Origin of the sequence: Streptomyces desertarenae, assembly GCF_042681365.1 — a bacterium.
In the GTDB taxonomy this organism is placed as follows: Bacteria; Actinomycetota; Actinomycetes; order Streptomycetales; family Streptomycetaceae; genus Streptomyces; species Streptomyces desertarenae.
The window spans coordinates 254,003-275,880 of the sequence record NZ_JBHUFU010000004.1 but is presented as its reverse complement, the minus strand read 5'-3'; the positions used below and the strand labels follow the sequence as shown (position 1 = coordinate 275,880).

The window sequence follows — 21,878 nt, the reverse complement described above, 5'->3', positions numbered from 1 at the left end:
GCGTCCTCCCTCGTCTCGTCCTGCACGCGTCATGATCGTGTCGCGAGTCCTCGCCCTGCTGCAATTCACAAAGTCCACAGTCACGACCGTCCGCGCCGGGGCCCGGGTCGGCCCGGTGTCCGCTGTTCGGCACGGTGTGCCGAGCGCTCCGGTCTCTGACCGTCGGGCACCGTGCCGGTTGTGTCCGCGGGCAAGCCCGCGGCCCGGCGCAGCCGCCACACCAGGACGTCACTCACGGATTCCGCCGTGCCGAGTTCCCGCCGCCCGGCGGCCTCGGCGAGCAGTGTGGTCGGGTTGTGGCCAGCGGCTTCGGCGTCGGTGAGGGTGGCGGCGAGCGCGTACCAGCCGGGCTCGGCGAGAATCTGCTCGGCCAGTTCCGGCAACACCTCACGCAGCACCGCGGCCCGTTGCTGGAGCAGGGGGCGTCCCAGGCGTCGGCCGCGTTGGTGGAGAGCACTGAGGGGCTGGGTGGCGGCGGCCTGGTAGGCGGCGCGCAGGTGCTCGGCAGCCTGGCGTGCGGCGGCAGCCTGCTGGGCGTGGCCCTTCTTGGCGTGCCAGTGGGCGGCGGCGGTGATGAGGAAGAAGAGCATGTCGATCGCCATCGCGGTCGTCGCGCCGTCTTCGCCGCGGCCGAGGGCGGGGCCGCTGCGGACGAGGTCGCGGGCGGCCTGCCGCAAGGCCCGGTCGTGTCCGCGTTCGGCACGGACATGGGACCGAGAGGCACGCTCGAACTCCCATGCTGCTTCCCGCAGTCCGCGGCGGGTGTGGGCGGCGGAAGTCTGCGCCAGCGCGTCCAGGACCTCGCCTGTGGCGGCGATGTACGCGGCGGCGACCGCGTCCTCGGCGTGCTCGATGGCCAGTACCGCCGTCCACGCGGCCGACGCGGTCTGTCGGCGGGCGGCGGCCGGGTCGCCCGGTGCCGGACGCGAGGTTGGCTCCGCTGGGGCGAGGCCCTGACCGGGGGCGTCGGCGGACCAGCGTTCCCGGATCCGGGGCAGGGACAGGTCCGGAGCGAGGCGAGCGCCGGGGTAGAACACCGGTTCGTTGTCCTTGTTGCGGTCGTCGGGCAGGGCGACTTTGTAGCCGAGCAGGTCGCCGGAGGGCGCCGCGCGCTTACGGATCAGCAGGCCGGCAGCGGCCAGCCGGTCGAAGAACTCCTCCTCGCTCGTCGCGCCGGCCACCGCGCGCCGGACGGTCTCGCGCAGTTCCTCTCGCGCGGTTCTTTCCCGGCCCTGGCGCTCGGCCTTGTGGCGCTCGGCGCTGGTCGGGCGCTGGGCAGCGGTCCCGTCACCGGGCGCGACCTGGTGCAGGCCGAGCTCCTTCTCGATCAGACGGCATTCGGCCTGGGCACGCTTGCCGGAGCGGAAGTCGTCGGGGCGGCTGCCGTCCTCACAGACCAGGGTGGCGACGATGTGGATGTGATCGTCGGCGTGGCGGACGGCGGCCCAGCGACAGCCGGGCTGGCCGCCACCGGGGTCGATACCGGTAGCGGCCACAACGCGTCGGGCGATGTCGCCCCACTCCTCGTCGGTGAGAACCCGGTCGTCGGCGGTCGCGCGCACGGAGGTGTGCCAGACGTGCTTGGTCGGTCGCGCATGCTTCGGCAATGCCTGGACGGGCTGGTCGAGGAGCTGCTGAAGGTCCTTGAGGGTGGCCATCGGATCGCGGCCGGGGTCGGGAGACATACCGTCGAAGGACGCCACGAGGTGGGGGTCGATGTGCTCCTCGTGCTTGCCCGGCCCGTAGAGGTAGGCGAGCAGACCGATCGTCCGGGAGCCGGACTTGTTGACGCTGGGGATCATGAGGCACGCTGCTCGATCAACCGCGAGGAGACTTCATGGACGCTCTCGGCGGCGCGCCGGACGGCGGCGACTGCTGCTTCGAGCTGTGGGGCCTCGGCACCTGAGTTGAGGGCCTTTACCGCCTGGTTGAGGTTGCTGCCGGCCCAGCCGAGCCTACGGCGGGTGTCGAACAAGGCTGTAATCACCTCGCGTTCATCGGCGATCTCCGCGCTCGTGCGGTCAAGGTCGCGGGCAGCCGCGAGGGCGGAACGGGCGAGGAACCCGGCGACGGACAGGTTGCACCGGGCGGCGGCGGACTTGATCAGGGCGAACTCTTCGTCGTTGAGGCGGGTCGCAGGCTGGTGCAGGCGCTTCTTCTCGCGAGGCTGACGCGGACGCTGGCGGGCGCGGGCAGTGCGCTTGCGGCGGCTGCGACGCTCGGTCGGCTTCTTCTCCTGCTCCGGCTTCGATCCGCCCCCGGTCGAAGCCTCCAGGACCTGCGCCCCCCGGTGCAGGTCCTCGCCCGCCCCTTCGGGGGAGGATTCGGCGGAAGCTATGCTTCCGCCCCAACTTGCTCGCCCCGAGACCGAGTTGAGGTCAGGAGCAGGTTCCGGGGCGGCACCGTTCTCGTTGGGATTGGTCATCGGGTGCGGGGCCTCGTGGAGCGGATGCAGTGCTGGATGGCAGCGGCCAGCTCGACGACGTCGGCCGGCCCCGCGAGGACGTGAACAGGACTGTCGGGGGCGTGCTGGACGAGCCACTGGCCGTTCGGGGCGAGGACTGCAGCGTGCAGGAACCGCCGGCGGACCAAGACCTCCGCCCACGCGATGGCCTCGATGGTCGTGGGCGTGGAGGAGCAGGCGGAACGGGAAATCATGGGTTGCTTCCTGGAGCGGGGCGGTGGCCCGGCCGTAGCCGGGCCACCTGTAGCGATTAGGGGCTTTGAGCTGCCGTTTTGCCGGTCAACCGCACTCAGGGCAGCGCCCGACGTGGCCGGTCAGCGCTCTCGCCATTCGCGCCTTCGTCGATGCTGCGTGCTTTGCGCTGGACTTCGCCGACGGCTTGCCGGCGTGCCGCTCGGAGTGGGCGTTCAGGAACGTGATCTCGCGCTCATACTCCTCGCGGATGGCCGCGAAGCGGCGGCAGGTCTTCATCGGGCGGGACCCCTTGTTCTCGTGGTGCTTGTCTCGCTCCGCAGTTGTGCGAGGACGAGACTCAGTCGGTCGTTCCGACCGCCCTTGAGCCCCTCCCGCCGGAGGATTTCCCGCAGCTGGACACGGGTGATGGCGGCGTTGCCGTCCCGGGCGAGCAGGGCGGAGACGTGGGGGCGGACCTGCTTGACGAGGTCCTCCACGGATTGCTCCGGCTCGCGCGGCGACCGCGGCGTCTGAGGGGTGCGGGACCGGCCACCGGACTTGCTGCTCTTGGACCTCGTGGTCGGCTTCCGCCGGAGGGGGACCTTGCGTCCCCGGTCCCCGGTGGGGTCGGTCCCCGTGTCGGTGTCGCTCGGTCCCCGGTCCCCGGTGGGGTCGGTCCCCGACTCGGCGCCCCTCGGTCCCCGATGCGACTCAGGGTTCTGAGCAGGGGCTTCAGCCGTAAGCTGCCCGTTGGCCATGTAGCTGTCGGTCCCCGTGATTCGGTCCCCGGTCCCCGCATCCCGGTCCCTGGTCCCCGGTTTGGTTCCCGTGTCTCGGGCCCCGGTTCTGGGGACCTTGTACGCTCCCCGGTCCCCGGCGGCTTGGGAAGCGCTGCGGGGACCGTCGATGGTGGTCGTGGTGCTTCGGCCGATCGGTGCGGGGACCGTGGCGGTCCCGTCGTGGTCGTGATGTGGGGACCAGGGGGAGGGCAGGGGGACCGTGGCGAGCGCGAGTGCGTGCTGGCGGGCGGCGAGCTGGTCGAGCAGTTCGGCGCGCTGGGCGGGGTCCGTTCCGACCGAGGCTTTCCCGATCGCCTTCGACAGCCGGCGTGTGAGGTGCCGACCGCGCCAGCCCTGCCGCTGCTTCGGGGTGCGCTCCGCGAGGCGGGCGGCGAGGGCGACGGCGCGGGCGGTGGCGCGGTCACGGGTGATCTGTGCGGCGTCGCGGTCCCGTGCGGCGATGCCCAGTCGGGACAGCAGGCGCTCGCGTGCCTCCCGCCCGAGGGTGGCGATCAGGCTGTTGGAGGCGGCTCCGGGGGTGCGCAGGCGCAGCTCGATGCCCATGGCGAGGTGCCAGAGCATCGCCGCCATGATCGGCCCGACGAAGGCGCGGACCGTGCCGCCGACCGGACCGCTCTCGGCATAGGCGGGAATCACCTGTACGCCGGTGATGACCCAGACCAGGGTTCCCGGCAGCCCAGGAGCTCCCTGGGTCGCCAGGTTCTGCCGGGCCATCAGGGCCGTCGCGAAGAGCGCCAATTCGGCGGCGCCGAACATCGCGGCGCGCTCGGCGGTGCCGGCCATGTCGAGGTAGTCGGCGGCGAAGCGCCAGCTGGTGTCGGCGCTGTAGGCGGTGCAGCCGAGCGCGGCGACGGCTGCGACCTTGACCGCTGGGCTGCCGGGGCGCTTCTGCAGACGCCTTCCGCGCCGCAGGATTGCCCAGCCGGTCAAGGCCAGAGCCATGGCGGTGACGAGGACACCGGCGGTGAGGAGGAGGGGCAGATCCGGGGCGGCACCGGAGGACAGGAGGTGGGTCATGCGGCCTTCCCGAGAGGGGCGGTCGCGGAGGTTGACTTCGCCGGGCGGGGTATCGATGGCTTTGCGTCGGGGCTGCTTGCCGAGGCCGCCTGCTTCTCCTTTTTGTTCTTGCGTCTCGGCACGCCGAGGTTCCGGTCGCGGTCGAAGACCTTGTTGGCCGCCTGCCGCAGCAGGTCACGCGCGTGCTTGTGGCTGATCTGCAGGGCGCCGGCGAGCCGGTCGGCGCGCCAGCCCCGTACGTAGGCGTGGTCGATGACGACCTGGCGCTCGGACTCGGTCAGGTGCACGTCGCGGCCGTTGAAGAACGCGATCACGCGGTCGTAGTCGAGGCGCTGGGGCAGGCCGTCGTGCCAGGGCCGTCGCTCGGCCTCGGTCAACCCGCCCCAGATGCCCTCCTTCAGGACGTTCTCCAGCGCGAAGTTGAGGCAGTCGCGGCGGACCGGGCACAGGCCGCACAGCTCCTTCGCCTCGGCGATGGCCTCGTAGTCGCGGGGTAGCGGGAAGAAGACGGCGTCGGCGTCCTCGGGGTCCATGCCGTGGCACACGCCACGTGTGTGCCAGGTGGTGTCACCGATGGCTCGCAGGCCGGTGGCCGGCGCGTCGTGGGTGGTGATGTGACGCAAGGTGCTCTCCGGTGTGCTGCCGCGTTAGCCGACCAGGGCCGGCGGCGGGTGGTCGCGGCGTCGGGTGCGGGCTGCGGCACGGGGCGGGCGCCGCGGCCCGGCGGGACGGGGATGAGGCGAGCCGGTTAGGCCATCGTGGGTTGCCGGGGCTGCTGGGCCGCTGCGAGGTCGAAGCGGCCGGGGTGCGGGGTGGCGCGGAGCGCGTTGCCGCGCGCACTGCCGTCGGGGCCGATCCGCCGACGGCGGCACGGCTCGCCGACCTGGGCATGGCACCACTCGCAGCGCACCGACAGGGCGTCGGGTTGCCCCTGGGCGATGGCCGCCTCGCGAGCCGCGCGGGTGGGCCGGTAGGGCGCGAGGGCGGCTCGGGCTTCCGGAGGGATGCAGGAGCCGATCTGCCGCAGCCTCTCCTCCAGCTCCGGGTTGACCCGGCCGCTGGTGATTTGCCGGTGGTGTGCGGGCTCGGCGTTCCCCGAGGCTACGGCGCGCCGGGTGCTGACCAGCTCGGCGGTCCAGGCGGACTGGTCGTCCGGGTCGGCCGCCGGGGGCGGGTCGGTGTGCCGCTGCAGGCGGTCGCGCCGGTAGCTCTCCCACGGGCGGGCGACGTCCGCGGGCAGGATCTGATACGGCGAGATCCGGATGTGCTCCCGGGCGGCGACGCGGGCGTCCCAGCCGTGCGGTGTGGCCATGGGCACGTCCGCGAGTAGCTCATGCCACTGGGCGAGCTGGTCGCGGGCCTCGCCCTGGTCGGTGCGGATGGTGCGGGGGTCGAGTCGGCCGATGTAGGCCAGCAGGGCGGCGATCTCGCGGCGATCCACGGCTACTCCTCCGTTCCGGTCGGCTCGTCGAGGGCGGCGAGGAGCGCCGCGGTGTGGGCCTCGGCGCGGGTCATTCCGCCGGCGGGGGCGGGTCCGCCCTTACCGGGCAGGGCGTAGAGGTGAGGGCGGACCGGAGGGTGTTCCCGGGCGATCCAGGAGCGCCAGTCCGCTGCCCAGGCGTCGGCGGGGCGGGGCCCGCGGTCGGCCCGGTGGGCGCGCCACTTCGCGTCGGCGGCGGCCAGTCCGTCCTCGCCGAGGCGGTCGAGGTGGCCCTGTCGGCGGGCCCAGGTTTGAGTGGCGGGGTCGATCCGCCAGTCGCGGGCCGAGGTGACGGCAGCACCACCTCTACTGCTGCCTTTACGGTTCACCTTCGGTTCTCTACGGTTCTGGGGGTTGGATTCCGTGCCCTGCTGGGGCCGGATTCCGGCACGGTGAGGGGTCGGATTCCGTCGTGAGGTGCCGGATTGTGTACCGGTCGGATTCCGCCGGGAGGGCGCGGATTCCTCACCCTCCTTGGGCCAGATCCCGTACCGCCGGAGCCTGGTCTCGTCCAGCTCGGGCACCGGGTCCGAGTCCGTCGGTGGTTCGACGTACGCGTCCGGATCCTCTCGCCGGGCCTCCGTGATCTTGACCAGCCATGCGGCTGCGCGCGGCAGGCGGTAGACGGTGGTGCGCTGCGGGCCCTGCAGGTGGTCCAGCACCTGGAGTTCGCCGGTCCCGGTGAGCGCGGTGAGCGCGTCGCGTACCGCCGTCCGGCTCGCGTTCGTGCGCTCGACCAGGCTTGTGTGGGAGGCCCAGGCGGCGCACTGCTCGTCCGGTACGCGGTCGGCGATCGACAGCAGGACCAGACGCGCGGTGCCCTTGCTGGAGCTGTGCTCCCACACCCACTCGCGGGCGCTGACGCTCATCGGCTGCTCCCGTCCGCCGGGTGGGAGGCGCGCGCCGGCGCGGTGGCAGGAGCGCTGTGATGTCGTCGGCGGGCGGGGTCGGAGAGGCGGGCGGCTGCCGCGCAGGCCGGGTCATCGGGCCTTTTGCGCAGGACGGAGCGCATGCGAGAATCTCCCTTGGTGTTGCCACGCTGAGACGCCCCCTGGAAGGGATCAGCGTGGTGATGGTGGCGATCTCCGCCCTTGCCGGGGCGGGTTGTGCCGTTCAAGCGTCCGGCGTCCGGGAGTTGCCGCTCTCGGGCGCCGTCGCTGTACGCGGGCCTACGGGGCCCGGGGTGTACGCATGCCGCTGTTCCTCACGCTCGTCGTGGCGGGCGGGCTGCCCGAGGGACGACGAACATACGCACGGCCCCGTGCCAAGATCCAGACTTGGTTCAACAGCCTTCTACAACTCGTAAGACCGAGCGTGCTGGTCCTGTGGGCCGAGTCGCGCCGCAGTGGGACCGGTCAACAGCACGAGCAGACGCTAGGCCCGCACCCATGCGCGGTGGAGACGGGGGAAGCAGGTGCACAGCCTCGTCCGGCAATGGCGTCCAGCAGCGTGGCACTTCGTCTCCCCTCATGTCTTCCGTCCGGGCACGACAGGGCGGCCCTCTACGCTTGCACTGTTTACACCTGTGGACAGCGCAGGGTGATCGTAAGCTGAGAGCGCTGCACTCTGTCAACTGAAGAGAACGGAACGAGAGGGGTGTTTCGTGTATCGTCCACACCTGTAGACGTTGCGAGTAAAGGCGGACCGTCGGTTCCAGGCGAAGGGAGGTCAGCCGGTGGGTGGCGAAGTGAGCGAGGAAGGGCGCGCCCTGGCGGAGAAGGTCGACCGCCTCTTCAGGGTGGTTCATCCCGAGGGGCGGGGTCCGTACTCCTTGCGCGAGGTGGCGCGGGGTATCGCCGACATGGGCGGCCCGACCATGTCGCCCAGCTTCCTCCATCAGTTGCGGAACGGGCAGCGGGACAACCCGGGTATCAAGTACCTCAAGGCGATTGCCGACTTCTTCGGCGTCCCTCCCTCCTACTTCTTCGATGGCGAGGAGGGGCGGCGTGTCGATGCGGAGCTGTCCCTGCTGGAGTCGATGCGCGACAACCAGGTGCGCTCCGTGGCGCTGCGGGCCTCAGGGCTCTCCTCGGAGACACTGCGGACGGTCCAGGCGTTCATTGAGCGCGCGCGGGAGCTCGAAGGGTTGAACGAGAACGGTCAATCCCGCGAGGAAGTGTGACCCTTGCCACGCTGGCGTAGTTCCCCGCCCTTCGCCAATCGGGACACTTCACGCCCGGCCGGTTCCGCTCGGGGGGCCTTGCGAAGCGCTCCGTGCTTTCTGCCGTAACCGAGAGTGCTGATCATGAAAACCCTGACTGCTTTGTGAATTGATCAAGGAATCGGGTCGCCTATCGTTACCTGTGTGGTGCATGAAACGATGCATCGTGTAGAAAACAGGTCATGAAGGTCCGGGAGAGAACCATTGCGTCTGCGGCGACGACTCCAGAGACCCTTCCGCCGACGCCGGCGTCAGGAGAACCCCGACCCTCTGGACGGGATCAAGATTCCCTCCCCCTTCGACATCCGGAAGTTCTGCGATGCCGTCGCGCAACATCGCGGGCGCCGTCTCCAGGTACAAGCGGCTGAAGGGGTAGCCGGAGCGGATGATGAACTGTGCGGCCTGTGGGTGGCACTCGACAACGCCGACTACATTTTCTACGAGGCGTCGACCTCTCCACTGCATCGCGACCACATCATCCTGCACGAGATCAGCCACATGCTGCTCGGGCACACCACCGCGACCGGTACGGACCCCGGCGCCGACCTGACCGGACTCTTCACCAGCATCGACCCCCGTACCGTCCGCAACGTACTGGGCCGCGCCAACTTCAGCAGCCCACAGGAACGGGAAGCCGAACAACTCGCCACCCGCATTGCCAAAGCGGCCAAACTGCAGTCCATGGCAGAGGACCGCGCCCCCGAACTCGACCGCCTTGACGCGGCGTTGCGCGGTGAGGAAATCTGATGGATTCGTTTGAGGCGGTCGTAGCAGTCCTGTTGTGGATTACCACCGGGTGGCGTGCCACCAAGGTTTGGCGGAAAGGCCAGGACCGAACCCTGTGGTGGACTTTCTTCGGCCTGGCCATGATGATGACATTGCGCCTGCCGGCAGGGCGGGCACTGGACCAGCTGACCGAAGTCACCGATCTCTCCTACCTGTTGAAGCATCTCTTTGGCGGAGTGCTCTCGTCGGCTGCCTTGCTGGCGTTCCTGCGCAGGGTGTCCGGACAACAGGGCGGCAGTCCTGTGGCGAAGCGGATGCGTGTCATTCTCCCCTTTGTCACCGCAGCCGCCATGGCGGTGCTTTTCTTCGCCGAGCTTCAGCCGTACGAGACTAGGGCGATATTCCAGGACCCCACGGCCCGGTTGGCACTCCTCGCCTACACTGCCGTGTTCCTCGGCTTCCTCAGTGCCTCGCTGCTGAGCGGCATGCGGGTCTGCTGGCGCTGGGGACGCGACTCCAGTGACGGTGCCCTCAGCTGGGGGCTTCGCGTCATCGGTGCCGGGTTGGCCGCCGGAGTGGTCTACGCCCTGACCCGCATCGCGGCGCTCGTCGCCCACATGACCGGGGACGGAATCCTCCCCGGAGACCTCGACGACTACGTGAGCACCTACCTGCTCATGGCCGCCCTCCTCCTCATCGTCGTCGGCAGCAGCCTCCCAGTGCTCGGCAAGCTGCGCACCTGGCGAGCCGAGCGGCGCGCATTGCTGCGCCTTCACCCCCTGTGGTGTGCTCTCACCGAGGCCACCCCCTCCGTGCGCCTCGATCCCCCGCGCGGCCTGGCCACCGAACGACTCGACCCTCGCAACGTGCACGGCCGTCTCTACCGCCGCACCATCGAGATCCGCGACGCCGCCCTCGCCCTCAGCGACTACGCGCCCGCCGACATCCGGGAACGAGCCAGGCAGCACGTCGAGGCCCGAGGGCTCGCCGAATCTCGGGCCACTGTCACCACTGAAGCCTGCTGGCTCGCCGCCGCTCGCCGCTCCAAGCTGCGCGGTGATACCCCCGGCTCGAACACGGAGCACCAGCCGACCAGAGGCGGCGGGGACCTGCGCAGCGAGATCTCAGCACTCACCCAGCTGTCCGACGCCTACCACTCCGACCTCGTCCGAGACATCGCGGACGCCTGCGACCGCCTGCCGGAGAAACAGACATGAGCACCTTCACCGCACCCCCGACCCCCACCTACGCCGAGGCCACTCCCCGAGTGAAGGCGGCCAAGGTGATCACGGACGCTCTGGCGCCGGGCCACCTCGTCATCGCCCTGCTCCTGCTCATCGGCTGGCACAGCACAGGCAGTCTCGTTGGGGTGGGCTGGGGGCTGTTCGCCGCCTTCTTCTGCGGCATCATCCCTCTTGCGATCATCCGGCTCGGCGTACGCCGAGGGAAGCTCACCGACAAGCACATCCGGGTGCGCCGACAGCGCATCGCGCCCTTGGCGGCCACTCTTGGCTCGGTCGTCACCGGCATCGTGCTGCTCGACGTCCTCAACGCGCCCCGCGAGGTCTTCGCCCTGGTCATCGCCATGCTTGTCGGCTTGGCCAGCAGCCTGGCGGTGACGGTGTGGTGGCAGATCTCCGTACACAATGCTGTCGCCGGCGGCACGGTGATGATCCTGCTCCTGGCCTACGGTCAGGTGCTGCTCCCCGCGGTAGCGCTGGTCGTGGCCATCGGCTGGTCCCGCCGCGTACTGAAGGCACACACCGTGGCTCAGCTCGTCTGCGGAACCGCCCTCGGCTCCGTCGCCGCCCTCGTCTTCGCACTTCTCAGGTGATTACCAAAGGCCGGGAGAGGTTCACCAGGTGCTGCCCACCGGTTAGCCCGGACAGCCCCTGGTGATCCAAACCGAACACCTTGCGCCGATCCCGAGTGCGACGACCGCGCCCGCCGCCGCTCCGAGCGCCGCATCAAGGCCGCCGGCTTCCCCCGCGACAAGTCGCTGCGGAAGTTCGACTTCGAGGCCACCCCCAGCATCGACGCAGCCATGATTCACACCCTCGCCAAGTGCGAATGGCTCAAGAAGGGCCTACCCCTCTGCCTCATCGGAGACTCCGGCACGGGCAAGTCTCACCTGCTGATCGCACTGGGCGCCGAGGCCGCGATGGCTGGCTACCGCGTCAAGTACGTCCTGGCGACCAAGCTGGTCAACGAGCCGGTCGAAGCCGCGGACGAGAAGCAGCTGGCCAAGACCATCGCCCGCTACGGCCGCGTCGACCTGCTCTGCATCGACGAATTTGGCTATATGGAACTCGACCGGTGCGGCGCCGAACTCCTCTTCCAGGCCCTGACCGAACGCGAGGAGAAGAACAGCGTCGCCATCGCCTCCAACGAGTCCTTCAGCAAAGCGCACATGTTCCGGCGAACCCGTGCGAGATGCTGCTGAGACTCCATGGGTTCAGGCGGAGGGCGAGACCGTTATGGCCACCGCGTCGGGGATCAACGCGATCAGTTGTTGAGACCAGCAATCCGATTGCTGGGTGGCGACTTCGGCTCCACAAGCATCGCAGACAAGGTTGGGGCCGTCCAGGCCATCGAGGCCGCAGCATCCGTTGAGCCGCCCACGGTCAGAGTGTCTGGTCACTCCCGAGACGTCGTCGGGATTGAGGGTGAACACGCCAGTGTGAGGGCTGACCGTATACAAGCCACGCGGCATCAGCGGTGGCAGGAACCTATGTCCCGGGGCTTCCTCTGTCACCGGCGGCGGCATCGGTACTTACCGGAGGCCGGGGCTGATTCGCTGCTGACAGGCGATGCAGGAGAAGACGGTCATGGTCGCAATTCTGCGGGAGTCTCTGATGCTGTCTCCTATCTTTTCCGGCTCGGCTCCGAGGTCGGGAGGCATCCCTCGTCGACGTGGTCGGCCAGGTAGATCAGAGTGGCCTGCGGGTCCATGCCGAATGCGGCGGCGACAAGCTTGGGATCCGTGGTGTTCACCAGGTCGACGGGGCGGGTGCAGCGGATCGTCCGGGGCGGGTACCCGCAGTCGTCAAGGACGACGTCGATACGCGGCTTGGGCACGTGTTCCTCCACCCCGGCGGCAGCCGGGTCGGTCAGGGAGCGGGTCGTAGGTTCCGCGATTTCGTGAGCATCGGCCGTCCGGCTACCTGGGGCGTTGACCGCGGTGAGTATTCTTAGTCGTGGGGCCCGTCGCACGATCATGAGCACTCGCCTCTGCGATCGATGCTTGGGTGGTGGCTGTGAGTAACGGGCATCGCTTTGTGCGGCAGGCTCGCGGCCGTGGGGGAGAGATGGGGCTGCTCGTGGGTCGGCTTTGCAGGCCATGCGCGTGCCGGACCGCTGAGATTCGCGCCGGAGGGGGGCTTCAAGTGTCGTGATTATCGCCGGTTGGGGTAACCGGCGATCATCGGCTGTGTTGCGCCGTGACCGCGGCCCAGGCTTCTCGGAGGCGGATGCTCGATCCCGCCCGGCGGGTCATGAATGGGAGAATCGTTCCATGCCAGATCTCTTGCCTTCAGACGACTCGGACGCCGGGACCTCCGCTCTCGACACCAGCGTCATCCCGCTCGGTGAGCGCGCCCTACGGGGTGTTCTTGGGCACGTAGTCGCTGTCGGCGACGAGGCCGAGACGACCTACCTCGAGGTCAAGAGCCCACTCGACATGAATAGCAAGGCGACCGCGGCCAAGATCGCAAAGTTCCTCCTAGGCGCAGCGAACCGGCGTCCGGGGGAGGCGGCTCGGCACTTCCACGGCTACGCGGTCCTGGTCATCGGCGCACAGAAGAACAGCGCTCCCGGAGTACTGCGCGGGACCGAGGCGCACGAGCTCGAGGACCGGCTCCGCCCCTACCTCGGGCCCCAGTTCCCGGCCTTCGAGTTCGGCCGGATCGGCATCGACTCCGACCACGAGGTCCTGTTCGTCATCGCCCAGCCGCCGGAGGATGGCCAGACGATTTTCCCGTGTCACAAGAGCTATCAGGGTGACGACCGCCGCGACAGCCTCGAGGACGGCGCGATCTACGTGCGAGGCACCAGCAACACGCGGCCCGCACGCTCCGGAGAGGTCCTCGCCCTCGTCGAGCGCGTCCGCCGGGGCGGGAGGCCACCGATTGACCTTGAGGTGCAACTGCTCGGCCCGATCTGCAGGGTCGACCGCGTGGACGAGATCCTGGAGAGCCTGCGCGGCTACGAAGAAGAGCAGTTCACCAAGCAGCCGACACCGGCTGAAGACACTCCGGCCTCAACGCCGTTCACATTGCCGTCGAGCGTCTTCGGCAGCCCGAAGCCGCTGTCGACGGAGGACCGAGAGCAGGCGCTTGCCGTATGGCAGAGCAAGAAGGCCGAGCACATCGCCAAGGGGCGGGAGCACCTCCTAGGCGTCGGGATGCCGGGTGTCGGCGTCCAGGTGGTCAGTCGCGATCGCTTCGTGGCCAAGCCGCACCTGATTCTGACGTTCCATAACTGCGAGGTGCTGGATTACCTCGACCCGGACGACGCAGACTTCGAGAAGGCCGTCGAACCAGTACTGGGGCCGCACAAGCCGTTCCTGCCGAGCTTCGACCACTCGACTATCCGACCCCTCCCACGGGGCTATCCCGTGAGCTGGAGCAACCACGGCGAGGACGCTGAAGTTGTGCTCACTCCGGAGTCGTTCCGCCCGAACGTACCTTGGACGAGCGACCAAGACGACTACGTGATCATCGCGAGGGATGCCCAGGCCAGTTCGGTGGAGGTCTCGTGGGAACTTACCGAGGACGGCAACGACGCGGTGACTAGTGGTGAACTCCGGGTGCCTACCAGGCCCCTCGTTGACGCGGCCGACCTGTTCAAGTCAGTCTTCCTCAGCACGGACGAAGACCTCTGATAATGATCTTGTGGTGGGTCGTGGTGACCTGACGGATGTGGTGTGGGAACGCGTAGCGCCTCTGCTACCAGGTGTTAATGGTCGTAGGCGGCCGTGGTGTGATCATCGGCAGATGATCAACGGGGTGTTATGGCGTTAGCGGACGGGTGCTCCGTGGCGTGAACTGCCGGAAAGCTATGGGTCGTGGTTAGACGGCCTACGAGCGGTTCGCCCGCTGGGAGGTGGACGGGACCTGGGCCCGTCTGCTGGAACAGGCCCAGGTCCGGGACGACTCTGTCGGGGCCGTGGAGTGGACTATGTCGGTCGACTTCACGATCAGCCGGGCCCACCAGCACGCCGCCGGCGCCCGTAAAGGGGTGCGGAGGCGGGGGACGAGCTGGAAGATCTGGTACGTGCGGCGGCTCGCCAGGCGCTGGGGCGCTCGCGCGGCGGACTGACCACCGACAACTGGCCGCTACTGAACGTTACCTCTGCTCATGATCACGCGGAAGTGCTCGCGAAACTGCGGAACCTACACGGGTACGGGAGTGCCGGTGAGGTGCTCGGCCCAGCGGGCGATGAGCGGGGCGAGTCCGGGGTGGACGCCTCTGCTGCAGGCCTGCAGGAGCTGGCCGAGTGTGACGAGTTCCCCGGCGCGGCCGGCAGCCGTGCCGAGGACGTGGGCGAACTGGTGGCGGATCCGCGCTGCGGTCGCGGACGCGGTCAGGGAGTAGGCGTGAAGTAGCCCCAGGTCGTAGCCGACGGGCAGGCGCCCCCAGTTCTCCCAGTCGAGCAGGACCAGGGGCGCGTGGGTGAGGTTCGCCCAGTGAAGGTCTCCGTGGCCGGTGGTGTAGGCGTGGATCTGGATGGGGTCGATGCCGAGGAAGCGGCGGAAGTTGTTGTCGATCCACCGCTGCCGTACCGCCTCCCGATCGGTGGGCACCGTGGCGAGCGTCTCCAGTGCGGTGCGCAGATCCGCCCACCACGCGTCAGGAAGGGCGACATCCCGGGCGAGCACCGGCGTTCCACTCGTCACCGGGGGCACGCTGACGTATTCGGTGAGCTCGGCACGGTAGGCGGAGCCGTCGGCCTTCCAGTCAAGCAGGCCGCGCAGCCGCGGCCGGGGCACCGACCGGGGCACGAGCGCGTCCGCCAAGGCGGTGCCCTCCCACAGCCGCCCGCCCTGCTTCGCGACCGGTGCGGCCACGACACGCAGCCAGCAGCTCCCGGCCCGCCGGCTGAGGGTGCGGCCCTGCCAGCCCCATACTTCCGGACCGGACGCGGTCACCTGGAGGCTGCGTGCCGCGGCGGCGTGAGCGTCCCGCATCCGCGTCTGCTCGTCACGTGCTGGCGGCGCGGCGAAGACCGCCGCCGGTGCTGGTCCGCCCGTCACATGCCCTCCCCGGAAGCGGTCCGTGCTTCGACCCGGTCAACGGGGGAGGGCAGGAGGGTGTTACGGCCGGGCCACTGCACCACAATGCGGCAGAGGGCTTTGTCCACCACGTCGCCGGGAGGAAGCCGGTGGTCCGGCGTTCCGGCGGGGTGCACGGTCACGGCCGGATCGGTGCTCCTGCCGCCGTCGCCGCGTACGTCCCGGTGCCAGGCCCTGACCGCATCCGCCAGCTTCTCGCCGAGAGCGGGTCCCTGGTCACCGAAAGCGTGGACGTACCACTCCCATTCACGCTCTTCGCGAATCTCGCTGTGCCGGGTCTGCACATAGGTGAGGTAGGCGAGCGAGGCGCCGCCGAGGACAGCCGGCGCGTCCGAGCCGGTGGTGATCTGGACGACCGAGCTCTCCTGGTCGGCGGTGACTGCCAGGCGGCAGAATCCGGGCACCGTCGTCGCCGTGTAAAGCTGTAGCGACCCGAAGTAGAAGCCCTGGCCCATGGTGACGCCAGTGGCGATCTCGTGCCGCCGTCCGCGCAGCGCCTCCTCCAGGCCCTCGACGTTTCCGGCGGGGCCGTCCTCGAAGCGGAGCTGCAATTGACCGTCCAGCAGGTCGGCGACTGCGGTGGTGCGGGCGTGCGCGCCCTGGGCGGGGACGAACCCGCAGTGCGTGAACTTCTCCGCGACCAGCACATCACCGGCCCGCTGGAAGGTGATCGCACGCGTATAGCCGCCGAGCTCGAGGGGCAGCACAAGCCGGCCGCCCTCGGCGAGCTGGTTCTTCCAGGCCGGGGCGATGTCCCAGCAGTTGTAGGTGATCACGATGGCGTCGAACCCGCCGCGCGGGACCAGAAGGGCTGGCGCGCCGTGAGCGGCGTCGCCGTGGACGACGGTCACACGCCCGCTACCGGCCTCCGCGGTGAACCGACGGGCACGGCGCACGACGTACTCGTCGATGTCGCTCGTGATCACCCGCCCCCCCGGGCCGACGACGTGGGCGAGCAGCTCGGCGTTGTACCCGCCGGAGCCCGCCTCCCACACCACCGCGCCCGGCTCGAGGCCAAGGCCCTCGATCATGTCGGCCTGCAGCCATGCCGCGGACACCGAGCTCGTCGCGCGACCGGCTTCGTCGCGACGGGTCACGATGGCGACGTCTCCGGCGTCGTACGCCGTCTTCAGATCCTTCTCGGGAGCGAAGCGGTGTCGGGGCACCGTGCGCAGAGCGTCGCGTACCGGCGCGGAGACGGCCCAACCGTCACCGATGACCGTCTCGGCCATCGCCCGGCGTAGCCGGACGGCCTCGGCCGGCTCACCCGGCACAGGCGGCTGGTCGACGGCGACGGGGTAGGAGGTCGTCGGCGGCAGGCTGGGGATGACTCCGGGCCACACGGCATCCACCGCAGCCGCGGCCGGGGCGAACACGTCGCCGACGCAGGCCAGAGCATGCAGGTCGAAGAACTCCCAGCGGGCGAACTTTTCGGGCTCGGGGTTGGACACCGTCCCCGACCAGGCGGTGATGCGGACCACCGCGGTGAGCCGGGGCACCTCACCGGCGGCATCGGCAAGCATGGTCACCACGTACGCGTTCTCAATCTCGGCCGCGAGCCCGGTCTCCTCGGCGAGTTCACGCACCGCCGCCGCCTCGAACCGCTCCGCACCCAGGGTTTTACCGCCCGGGAGTTCCCACATGCCGCGGTGCGAGCGACCGAGCAGGACCCGGCCGGCCTCGTCGGTGACGACCGCGAGCGCGGCGGTCGCCGCCGGGCCGGATGGCGGCCGCTGCCGCTCCACCGCCCGCGTGTTGGCATGGCACGGGCCACGCAGGATCAGGACCGCCAGCTGGCCGGCATCGAACCGCTGCGTGCGTTCCCAGCCGACCGTCAGCAGAGCGATCTCCTCCTCGTCGAGGGCGATCCCGCGCCGTTCCTCAGGCGTGTGCTCGGACACTGGGGTGATGATGACGAGCGCGCCGCCGGGACGCAGCCGCTCTCCGAGGCTGTGCAGAATCCGCGTGCGGTCGGCGAAGAACGGATACACCAGTCGCAGCACGACCAGGTCGTACCCGTCTTCGCGCAGCGGGGCCGGGTCATCGCGCTCGATATCCAGGTGCAGCCAGCGCACTCCCTCTACGCCGGCGTGCTCCTTGCGGGCCCGGTCGAGCGCACTCTCAGCGAAGTCGCACGCGTCCACGGTGTAGCCCAGGGAGGCGAGGCAGGCGGTCATCCCACCGGTGCCGCATCCCACGTCGAGCGCCCGCCCACCGCCGTCGGGGGCAGAGGTGTGCTCGGCGAGCAGTGCCCGCTCCCGCTCACCGACCTGCCGGAAGTTCTTGCCGTCGCTGTAGTGCTGCTCCCACTGGTCGCGGACGATGTACGTCAACGTGCTGCTCCTCGTGTGACGGTGTGGTGGTCAGGGGTGTTGTGCGGGGCGGAGCCGGGCCAGGGTGCGGTGGCCGCGCTCCACCAGCTCCGGGTCGCCGTGGGCGGTGCCGTAGGAGATGCCGGAGACGGCATCGAGGACGGACAGGACCGTGAGCTGGTCCTCTTCCTCCGGTGTGAAAGGGCGGCCGTAGCCGTCCATCACGGCGGTCAGGAGGTCGGGACGGCCGTGCCACGCGTCGGACAGCCGGACGAAGTCCCGCATCGCGGGCCCTCGCTCCGACCGCTCGAAATCGATCACGTAGAGGACGTCAGCGTCCGCGTCCCAGCGCAGGTTGCGGGGCTGGAGGTCACCATGTGTTGGCACTTCATCCAGGGCGGGCAGCTCCGCAGCCTTCTCGGCGGTGGCGCGAATGAACTCCTCGTCCCCGTGCGTAAGGTAGGGCCGGGCTCCGTTCAGGTGCCGCTCCAACTTCCCCAGAGGCAGGGTGCCGGCGGCCGGGCGGGACGGGGCGCTGTGATGGATGTCCGCCGCGAGCCGTCCGATGCGGTGGAAGATCCGGCGCTGCTGCTCGGGAGGGTGGACAGCACCGTGCAGTGACCGGCCGCCCACCGCGGTGAGCACCACGGACCGCCGCCCCGGGTCGGCGGCCACCAAGCGGGGTGCGGCCGCGCCGAGAGCGATGGGGACCCATTCGCGCAAGGCGCTGACCTCGCGCTGGTGGAAGCGGTCGTTCTGGTGGATCTTGACGTACCAGGTGCCGCCGTCGGCTCCGTCCGCCCGCCATACGCGGCTCTCCTCGCGTGCCCAGGAGACGTCCGCCCAAGCGGCGATCCGGCCTACCGCCTGCTCGGCGAAGGCCCGCACCGCATCGCCCGGGGCGGCGTCGCGGCTGATGCGGTTGGCGACCAGGACCAGCCGGTCGGCGGACGGGGCGTAGGCGACCGGGTCGCCGGGTTCCTGGAAGTGCACGGCCACTGGCGCGCCGGCCCGGTAGGCGTCCAGTCCGGCCCGGCAGTACGCGACCATCGGCTCTGGCAGGTCGTCGAGCCGGAACCAGCCGATCGCGTCGCACTTGTCTGGTTCCATGATCCGCGGGGTGCCGTGCCAGCGGCGGACCTCGAAGAAGAAGCCGATCCGCGCCTGCCCGCCCGGTGGCCGGTGGTGCACCGTGACCGCTGCCCGGACGTCGGCCGGATCCACGACGAGCCCGGTCTCCTCCAGCGTCTCGCGGGCGACGGCGGCGAGGATGGTCTCCCGCTCCAGGTGGCCCGATGGCGCGTGCCACAGGCCCGCCGCGTACACGTCGCCGGCCCGCCGGGACAGCAGTACCTCCGGGCCCTGCTCGCCGTCGCGGACGGCCAGCAGGTGCACGTCCACCGGCACGGTGTGCCGCTCGCTGCTCACGCGGCGCCTCCCGGGCGCCGCGTGAGCAGCACGCTGAACACCGCGTTCTCCCGCAGGACGCTCGCCGCCCCCTGGAGCACGGCGACGATCACGAGCTGCGTCAGGGTCGGCGTGCCGAGCGCGGCCACCACCGGTACGGTCACGAGCACCGCGGCACGGACCAGGTCACCGGTGATCACCTGCCGGTGCTTGGAGTACCGATCGGCGAGCGCGCCGGCGTGCAGAGCGAGTAGCACAGGCGGGAGCTGCTCGAGGAATGCCAGCCATGCGCCCCGGGTGGTCGCGGCGTCCAGGTGGAGCACGGCCAGCACCGGCAGCGCCATCTGGGTGATCGAGCTGCCGGCCACGCTCGCGGTCTGGCCGCTCGGGTACCGGCGGAAGTCGCGGTGCCACCACAGCGACGAGGGGGCGAAGGCGGGTGTGGAGAGGCACTCAGGACAGGACGTCACGGAGCACCTCCTCGGCTTCCTCCAGGCGCTCCCACGGCACCGTCGCGGCCTCCTGCCGGGCACGCCCGTACGCCTCCAGCGCTGGGGTGAGCGCGGCGGGGTCGTTCAGCGGCTCGGACAGGGGATAGACAGAGCAGGCCAGGTACCCGGCGGCGACACGCGGCACGGCGAGCAGATCCCCGGCGGAGAGGGCGGGGTTGGCCACCCGGTAGGCGTCCACTGCACGGATCAGGCCGGGGATCCACTCGTCGGGGCGGGCCAGCACGGTGCGCGGGTCCAGGACGATCCGACCGAGCTCCCAGGCGGCGCTGCGATGTCCAGGGGGACGGAAGTCGATCAGTGCTGCGACCTCCTCGCCGCGCAGCAGCGGGTTGGGCGAGGCCAGGTCCCCGTGCACAACCTGAGCCGTCAGCGTGACCGGCAACCTCTCCAGCCTGGCTGCCGCCTCGGGAAGGGCGGCGAGCCGCCGTGCCGCGGTCCGGTGCGCCCAGGCCGCGAACCCCTGTGACGGTGGTGCGGCGGCCCAGCGGGCGAGCAGGTCCTCCAGCCGTCGCCCGGCCCGCTCGACGTCGCACACTGCGCCGACCGGGACAGGGCGCGGCGGCCCGGCGGGGTGACGGGCCAGGGCCCGGTGCAGACGGCCGACGGCCTCGCCCACCGCGGCCCACCGGCCGCCGGACAGTCCGCCCTCGGCGGTCTGCGCATCCGCGACGTACTCCGTCACGGACACCGACAGTCCTCCGGCCGACGCGATCAGCTCGCCGGTCACCGTCCGTCGCACGGCTGGCACCGGAACCCCGGTCGCCCTGGCCGACTCGCCCAGGGCCAGGGCCTGCCGCTCCTCGGCCACGTCGGTCCCGCGGGGGTACTCCTTCACGAACCACCGCCCGCCCTTGCGGTCCTCGACCAGGTAGTTGCGGGTCGCCGTGCCTGCCGGCCCTTCGCTGACCGAGACCGGGACGATCCGGTACAGCAGCGTCAGGATGCCGGTCACGACCATGATGTCGGACTGCGCGCTCATCTCGGCACTCCGCGGTGGCTGGGGACCGAACGGGGTGGCCGGCAACCCGGGGCTGCTCCCGGTATGCGCGCTCACGGCCTTCACCAGCCCATCTGCGAGTAGACGCGGCCCTCGGCGATGCCGGCGAGGGCCGCACGGGTGTAGGGGACCAGCCGCTCCGGAAGCTCGTGCGGTGGCCACCACCGCCAGACCAAGCACTTGTCCGGTTCGCGGACCTCCGGAGTGCCCTCCCAGCGGCGGGCCCGGAACACCAACTGCATCAAGGGCTGTCCGCCTGGGGCGTCCACGACGTGCACGGCATGCACGAGATCCACGTCAGCAGGGTCGATGACCAGACCCGCTTCCTCCCACGCCTCCCGGACGAGGCACGCCCGCGCCGGCTCCTGCTCGCACCGCCCGGCCAGGTAGTGCCAGGTGTTCCCCGCGTACACCGAGTCGGGGTGGCGCAGGCCGAGAAGCACCCGACCCTCGTCATCTTCCAGGTGGAGGTGCACGCCGATGCCGTTCAGCACGGTCCGGCTGCCCCCGCCCCACGGGGCAGGAGCTACGACCGGCAGGCCGTCCGGGCCGTTCTCGGCCGCATGCCGGTGAATGAGGTCTCGGGTCGCTGGGCTCAGGCGCAACCGGTCCAGGTCGGCGGGGGCGAACCAGCGCAGCAGCACTCCCTCGCGCAGCAGCAGCCGGTCGGGGTTGCCGCGCCAGCGGCCGGTGAACACCTGGATCGGAACGTGGAGCCCGTCGACGCTGGTGGCGTCCTCCACGGCATAGGGCTCCAGGTCCTCCAGACGGAGGTCGGGGACCTCTTCGGACAGCTCACGCAGCAGCGTGTCCTCAATGCTCCGGTCGTCGTGCGTCCGGCCGCCGCCGAGAAGGGCGAACGCCCCCGGCTGCCAAATGCCGGACTTGTGGTCGCGCAGATGGAGCAGGTACCGGCCCTGGCCGTCGTGGATCAGCGCGGATGCGTTCACTGGTTCCGGCCGGCCGTCCAGCTGCGCCCCGAGGAGCTTCGCACGCAGGGTCGGTGAGGTGACCTCCGACAACGGAAGCCACTGGGCGCCGGACACCTCCTCGTCTTGCAAGGTGATCGTCGGCAACTCCTCGTCGACGAGGTAGAACACATAGCGGAAGTCGAAGTGCCGGTGGGCCGATTCGCCCTTGGAAGGGCTGGCGTCGATGTCGTGGACGTCGATGTCGATGGGAGAGCCGAGCATCTGCCGGGTCAGGCACAGGGCACCCGGAGGGATCCCGGCCTCCTCCGACACCTCGCGCAGCGCCGCGGTGAGCAGCGTGCGGTCGCCGGGCTCGATATGGCCGCCGGGGGTGAGCATGAGGCCGGTGGCCCGATGCCGGATGTGCAGCGCCCGGAGCCGGCGGTCGATGACGACGGCACTGCAGGTGATGTGGCCGGGCAGCGTCGTCCGGGCGGTCACGTCGACAGGCCGTTCCAATGAGGCGAGCATCTCGGCCAGGGCGTCATGCTCATCAGGGTGGCGGTCGAGGTACGCCTCGACGGTCTTGCGGATCGAGGAGGAGCTGGGGGGCACGTGCGTCGT

Annotated in this window: 20 protein-coding genes and 2 pseudogenes; 7 read left to right on the top strand and 15 right to left on the bottom strand. The window is 70.2% G+C overall.

From position 1 onward, the window contains the following. Positions 1-80 precede the first annotated feature (80 nt). From ACFSJS_RS09245 to ACFSJS_RS09210, 8 genes are all read right to left on the bottom strand, one after another. Entirely contained in the window at positions 81-1,802 is a 1,722-nt protein-coding gene (locus tag ACFSJS_RS09245; protein ID WP_380898802.1) for a relaxase/mobilization nuclease domain-containing protein, read from the bottom strand. Then, on the bottom strand, positions 1,799-2,425 hold the full coding sequence (locus ACFSJS_RS09240) for a hypothetical protein (protein WP_380898800.1): 627 nt from the start codon (positions 2,423-2,425) through the stop codon (positions 1,799-1,801). Before ACFSJS_RS09240 ends, ACFSJS_RS09245 begins: the two co-directional genes overlap by 4 nt. Beyond that, positions 2,422-2,658, bottom strand: a complete 237-nt coding sequence (locus tag ACFSJS_RS09235) for a hypothetical protein (RefSeq protein ID WP_380898798.1) — start codon at positions 2,656-2,658, stop codon at positions 2,422-2,424. Before ACFSJS_RS09235 ends, ACFSJS_RS09240 begins: the two co-directional genes overlap by 4 nt. 85 nt (positions 2,659-2,743) lie before the next feature. Next, positions 2,744-2,935, bottom strand: a complete 192-nt coding sequence (locus ACFSJS_RS09230; protein ID WP_380898796.1) for a hypothetical protein — start codon at positions 2,933-2,935, stop codon at positions 2,744-2,746. Beyond that, positions 2,932-4,455: a hypothetical protein gene (locus ACFSJS_RS09225; RefSeq protein WP_380898793.1), complete on the bottom strand. Its 1,524-nt coding sequence runs from the start codon at positions 4,453-4,455 to the stop codon at positions 2,932-2,934. The genes ACFSJS_RS09230 and ACFSJS_RS09225 overlap by 4 nt, the downstream gene beginning before the upstream one ends. Beyond that, positions 4,452-5,078: a WhiB family transcriptional regulator gene (locus ACFSJS_RS09220; RefSeq protein ID WP_380898791.1), complete on the bottom strand. Its 627-nt coding sequence runs from the start codon at positions 5,076-5,078 to the stop codon at positions 4,452-4,454. The genes ACFSJS_RS09225 and ACFSJS_RS09220 overlap by 4 nt, the downstream gene beginning before the upstream one ends. Positions 5,079-5,203: 125 nt before the next feature. After that, the gene (locus ACFSJS_RS09215; protein WP_380898789.1) at positions 5,204-5,896 is read right to left on the bottom strand and encodes a zinc finger domain-containing protein; all 693 of its coding nucleotides are present in this window, start codon (positions 5,894-5,896) and stop codon (positions 5,204-5,206) included. Between the two features lie 2 nt (positions 5,897-5,898). Continuing rightward, on the bottom strand, positions 5,899-6,804 hold the full coding sequence (locus ACFSJS_RS09210) for a helix-turn-helix domain-containing protein (RefSeq protein ID WP_380898787.1): 906 nt from the start codon (positions 6,802-6,804) through the stop codon (positions 5,899-5,901). A gap of 806 nt (positions 6,805-7,610) precedes the next feature. Here ACFSJS_RS09210 and ACFSJS_RS09205 point away from each other — a divergent pair. The 5 genes and pseudogenes from ACFSJS_RS09205 to ACFSJS_RS09185 form a co-directional block, all read left to right on the top strand. Next, positions 7,611-8,057, top strand: coding sequence for a helix-turn-helix domain-containing protein (locus ACFSJS_RS09205; RefSeq protein ID WP_380898785.1), 447 nt, complete (start codon positions 7,611-7,613; stop codon positions 8,055-8,057). Positions 8,058-8,504: 447 nt separating this feature from the next. Continuing rightward, the gene (locus ACFSJS_RS09200) at positions 8,505-8,843 is read left to right on the top strand and encodes a hypothetical protein (protein WP_380898783.1); all 339 of its coding nucleotides are present in this window, start codon (positions 8,505-8,507) and stop codon (positions 8,841-8,843) included. After that, positions 8,843-10,039, top strand: a complete 1,197-nt coding sequence (locus ACFSJS_RS09195; RefSeq protein WP_380898781.1) for an MAB_1171c family putative transporter — start codon at positions 8,843-8,845, stop codon at positions 10,037-10,039. Before ACFSJS_RS09200 ends, ACFSJS_RS09195 begins: the two co-directional genes overlap by 1 nt. Beyond that, positions 10,036-10,656: a hypothetical protein gene (locus ACFSJS_RS09190; protein ID WP_380898779.1), complete on the top strand. Its 621-nt coding sequence runs from the start codon at positions 10,036-10,038 to the stop codon at positions 10,654-10,656. Before ACFSJS_RS09195 ends, ACFSJS_RS09190 begins: the two co-directional genes overlap by 4 nt. A gap of 93 nt (positions 10,657-10,749) precedes the next feature. Beyond that, positions 10,750-11,220, top strand: a pseudogene (locus tag ACFSJS_RS09185) (ATP-binding protein); the annotation flags it as partial. Between the two features lie 467 nt (positions 11,221-11,687). On the opposite strand, the gene ACFSJS_RS09180 reads toward ACFSJS_RS09185, so the two are convergent. Then, entirely contained in the window at positions 11,688-11,900 is a 213-nt protein-coding gene (locus ACFSJS_RS09180) for a hypothetical protein (RefSeq protein WP_380898777.1), read from the bottom strand. 436 nt (positions 11,901-12,336) lie between these two features. Here ACFSJS_RS09180 and ACFSJS_RS09175 point away from each other — a divergent pair, with 436 nt between their 5' ends. After that, a complete protein-coding gene (locus tag ACFSJS_RS09175) occupies positions 12,337-13,704 on the top strand; it encodes a hypothetical protein (RefSeq protein ID WP_380898775.1) in 1,368 nt (455 codons plus the stop codon). 10 nt (positions 13,705-13,714) lie between these two features. Then, a pseudogene (locus ACFSJS_RS09170) lies at positions 13,715-14,146 on the top strand (IS5 family transposase); the annotation flags it as partial. A gap of 69 nt (positions 14,147-14,215) precedes the next feature. Here ACFSJS_RS09170 and ACFSJS_RS09165 read toward each other — a convergent pair. The 6 genes from ACFSJS_RS09165 to ACFSJS_RS09140 form a co-directional block, all read right to left on the bottom strand. Next, positions 14,216-15,010 carry a hypothetical protein gene (locus ACFSJS_RS09165; protein WP_380898772.1) on the bottom strand — a complete coding sequence of 265 codons (795 nt, stop codon included), beginning with the start codon at positions 15,008-15,010 and terminating at the stop codon, positions 14,216-14,218. Between the two features lie 62 nt (positions 15,011-15,072). Then, positions 15,073-17,448, bottom strand: a complete 2,376-nt coding sequence (fxlM, locus tag ACFSJS_RS09160) for a methyltransferase, FxLD system (RefSeq protein WP_380898770.1) — start codon at positions 17,446-17,448, stop codon at positions 15,073-15,075. Positions 17,449-17,478: 30 nt separating this feature from the next. Then, positions 17,479-18,855, bottom strand: coding sequence for a phosphotransferase (locus ACFSJS_RS09155; protein WP_380898767.1), 1,377 nt, complete (start codon positions 18,853-18,855; stop codon positions 17,479-17,481). Continuing rightward, positions 18,852-19,304 (bottom strand): MFS transporter, encoded by a 453-nt coding sequence (locus ACFSJS_RS09150; RefSeq protein ID WP_380898765.1) that lies wholly within the window; start codon positions 19,302-19,304, stop codon positions 18,852-18,854. Before ACFSJS_RS09150 ends, ACFSJS_RS09155 begins: the two co-directional genes overlap by 4 nt. After that, positions 19,288-20,325, bottom strand: coding sequence for a phosphotransferase enzyme family protein (locus ACFSJS_RS09145; RefSeq protein WP_380898762.1), 1,038 nt, complete (start codon positions 20,323-20,325; stop codon positions 19,288-19,290). Before ACFSJS_RS09145 ends, ACFSJS_RS09150 begins: the two co-directional genes overlap by 17 nt. Positions 20,326-20,405: 80 nt before the next feature. Beyond that, positions 20,406-21,869 carry an NUDIX domain-containing protein gene (locus ACFSJS_RS09140; RefSeq protein ID WP_380898759.1) on the bottom strand — a complete coding sequence of 488 codons (1,464 nt, stop codon included), beginning with the start codon at positions 21,867-21,869 and terminating at the stop codon, positions 20,406-20,408. Positions 21,870-21,878 lie beyond the last annotated feature (9 nt).

Coding starts and splice junctions, on each gene's coding strand:
- ACFSJS_RS09225 (WP_380898793.1), bottom strand. CDS start 4,455: ATGACCCACCTCCTGTCCTCCGGTGCCGCCCCGGATCTGCCCCTCCTC.
- ACFSJS_RS09175 (WP_380898775.1), top strand. CDS start 12,337: ATGCCAGATCTCTTGCCTTCAGACGACTCGGACGCCGGGACCTCCGCT.
- ACFSJS_RS09190 (WP_380898779.1), top strand. CDS start 10,036: ATGAGCACCTTCACCGCACCCCCGACCCCCACCTACGCCGAGGCCACT.
- ACFSJS_RS09145 (WP_380898762.1), bottom strand. CDS start 20,325: ATGAGCGCGCAGTCCGACATCATGGTCGTGACCGGCATCCTGACGCTG.
- ACFSJS_RS09195 (WP_380898781.1), top strand. CDS start 8,843: ATGGATTCGTTTGAGGCGGTCGTAGCAGTCCTGTTGTGGATTACCACC.
- ACFSJS_RS09240 (WP_380898800.1), bottom strand. CDS start 2,425: ATGACCAATCCCAACGAGAACGGTGCCGCCCCGGAACCTGCTCCTGAC.
- ACFSJS_RS09165 (WP_380898772.1), bottom strand. CDS start 15,010: ATGCGGGACGCTCACGCCGCCGCGGCACGCAGCCTCCAGGTGACCGCG.
- ACFSJS_RS09210 (WP_380898787.1), bottom strand. CDS start 6,804: ATGAGCGTCAGCGCCCGCGAGTGGGTGTGGGAGCACAGCTCCAGCAAG.
- ACFSJS_RS09230 (WP_380898796.1), bottom strand. CDS start 2,935: ATGAAGACCTGCCGCCGCTTCGCGGCCATCCGCGAGGAGTATGAGCGC.
- ACFSJS_RS09235 (WP_380898798.1), bottom strand. CDS start 2,658: ATGATTTCCCGTTCCGCCTGCTCCTCCACGCCCACGACCATCGAGGCC.
- ACFSJS_RS09245 (WP_380898802.1), bottom strand. CDS start 1,802: ATGATCCCCAGCGTCAACAAGTCCGGCTCCCGGACGATCGGTCTGCTC.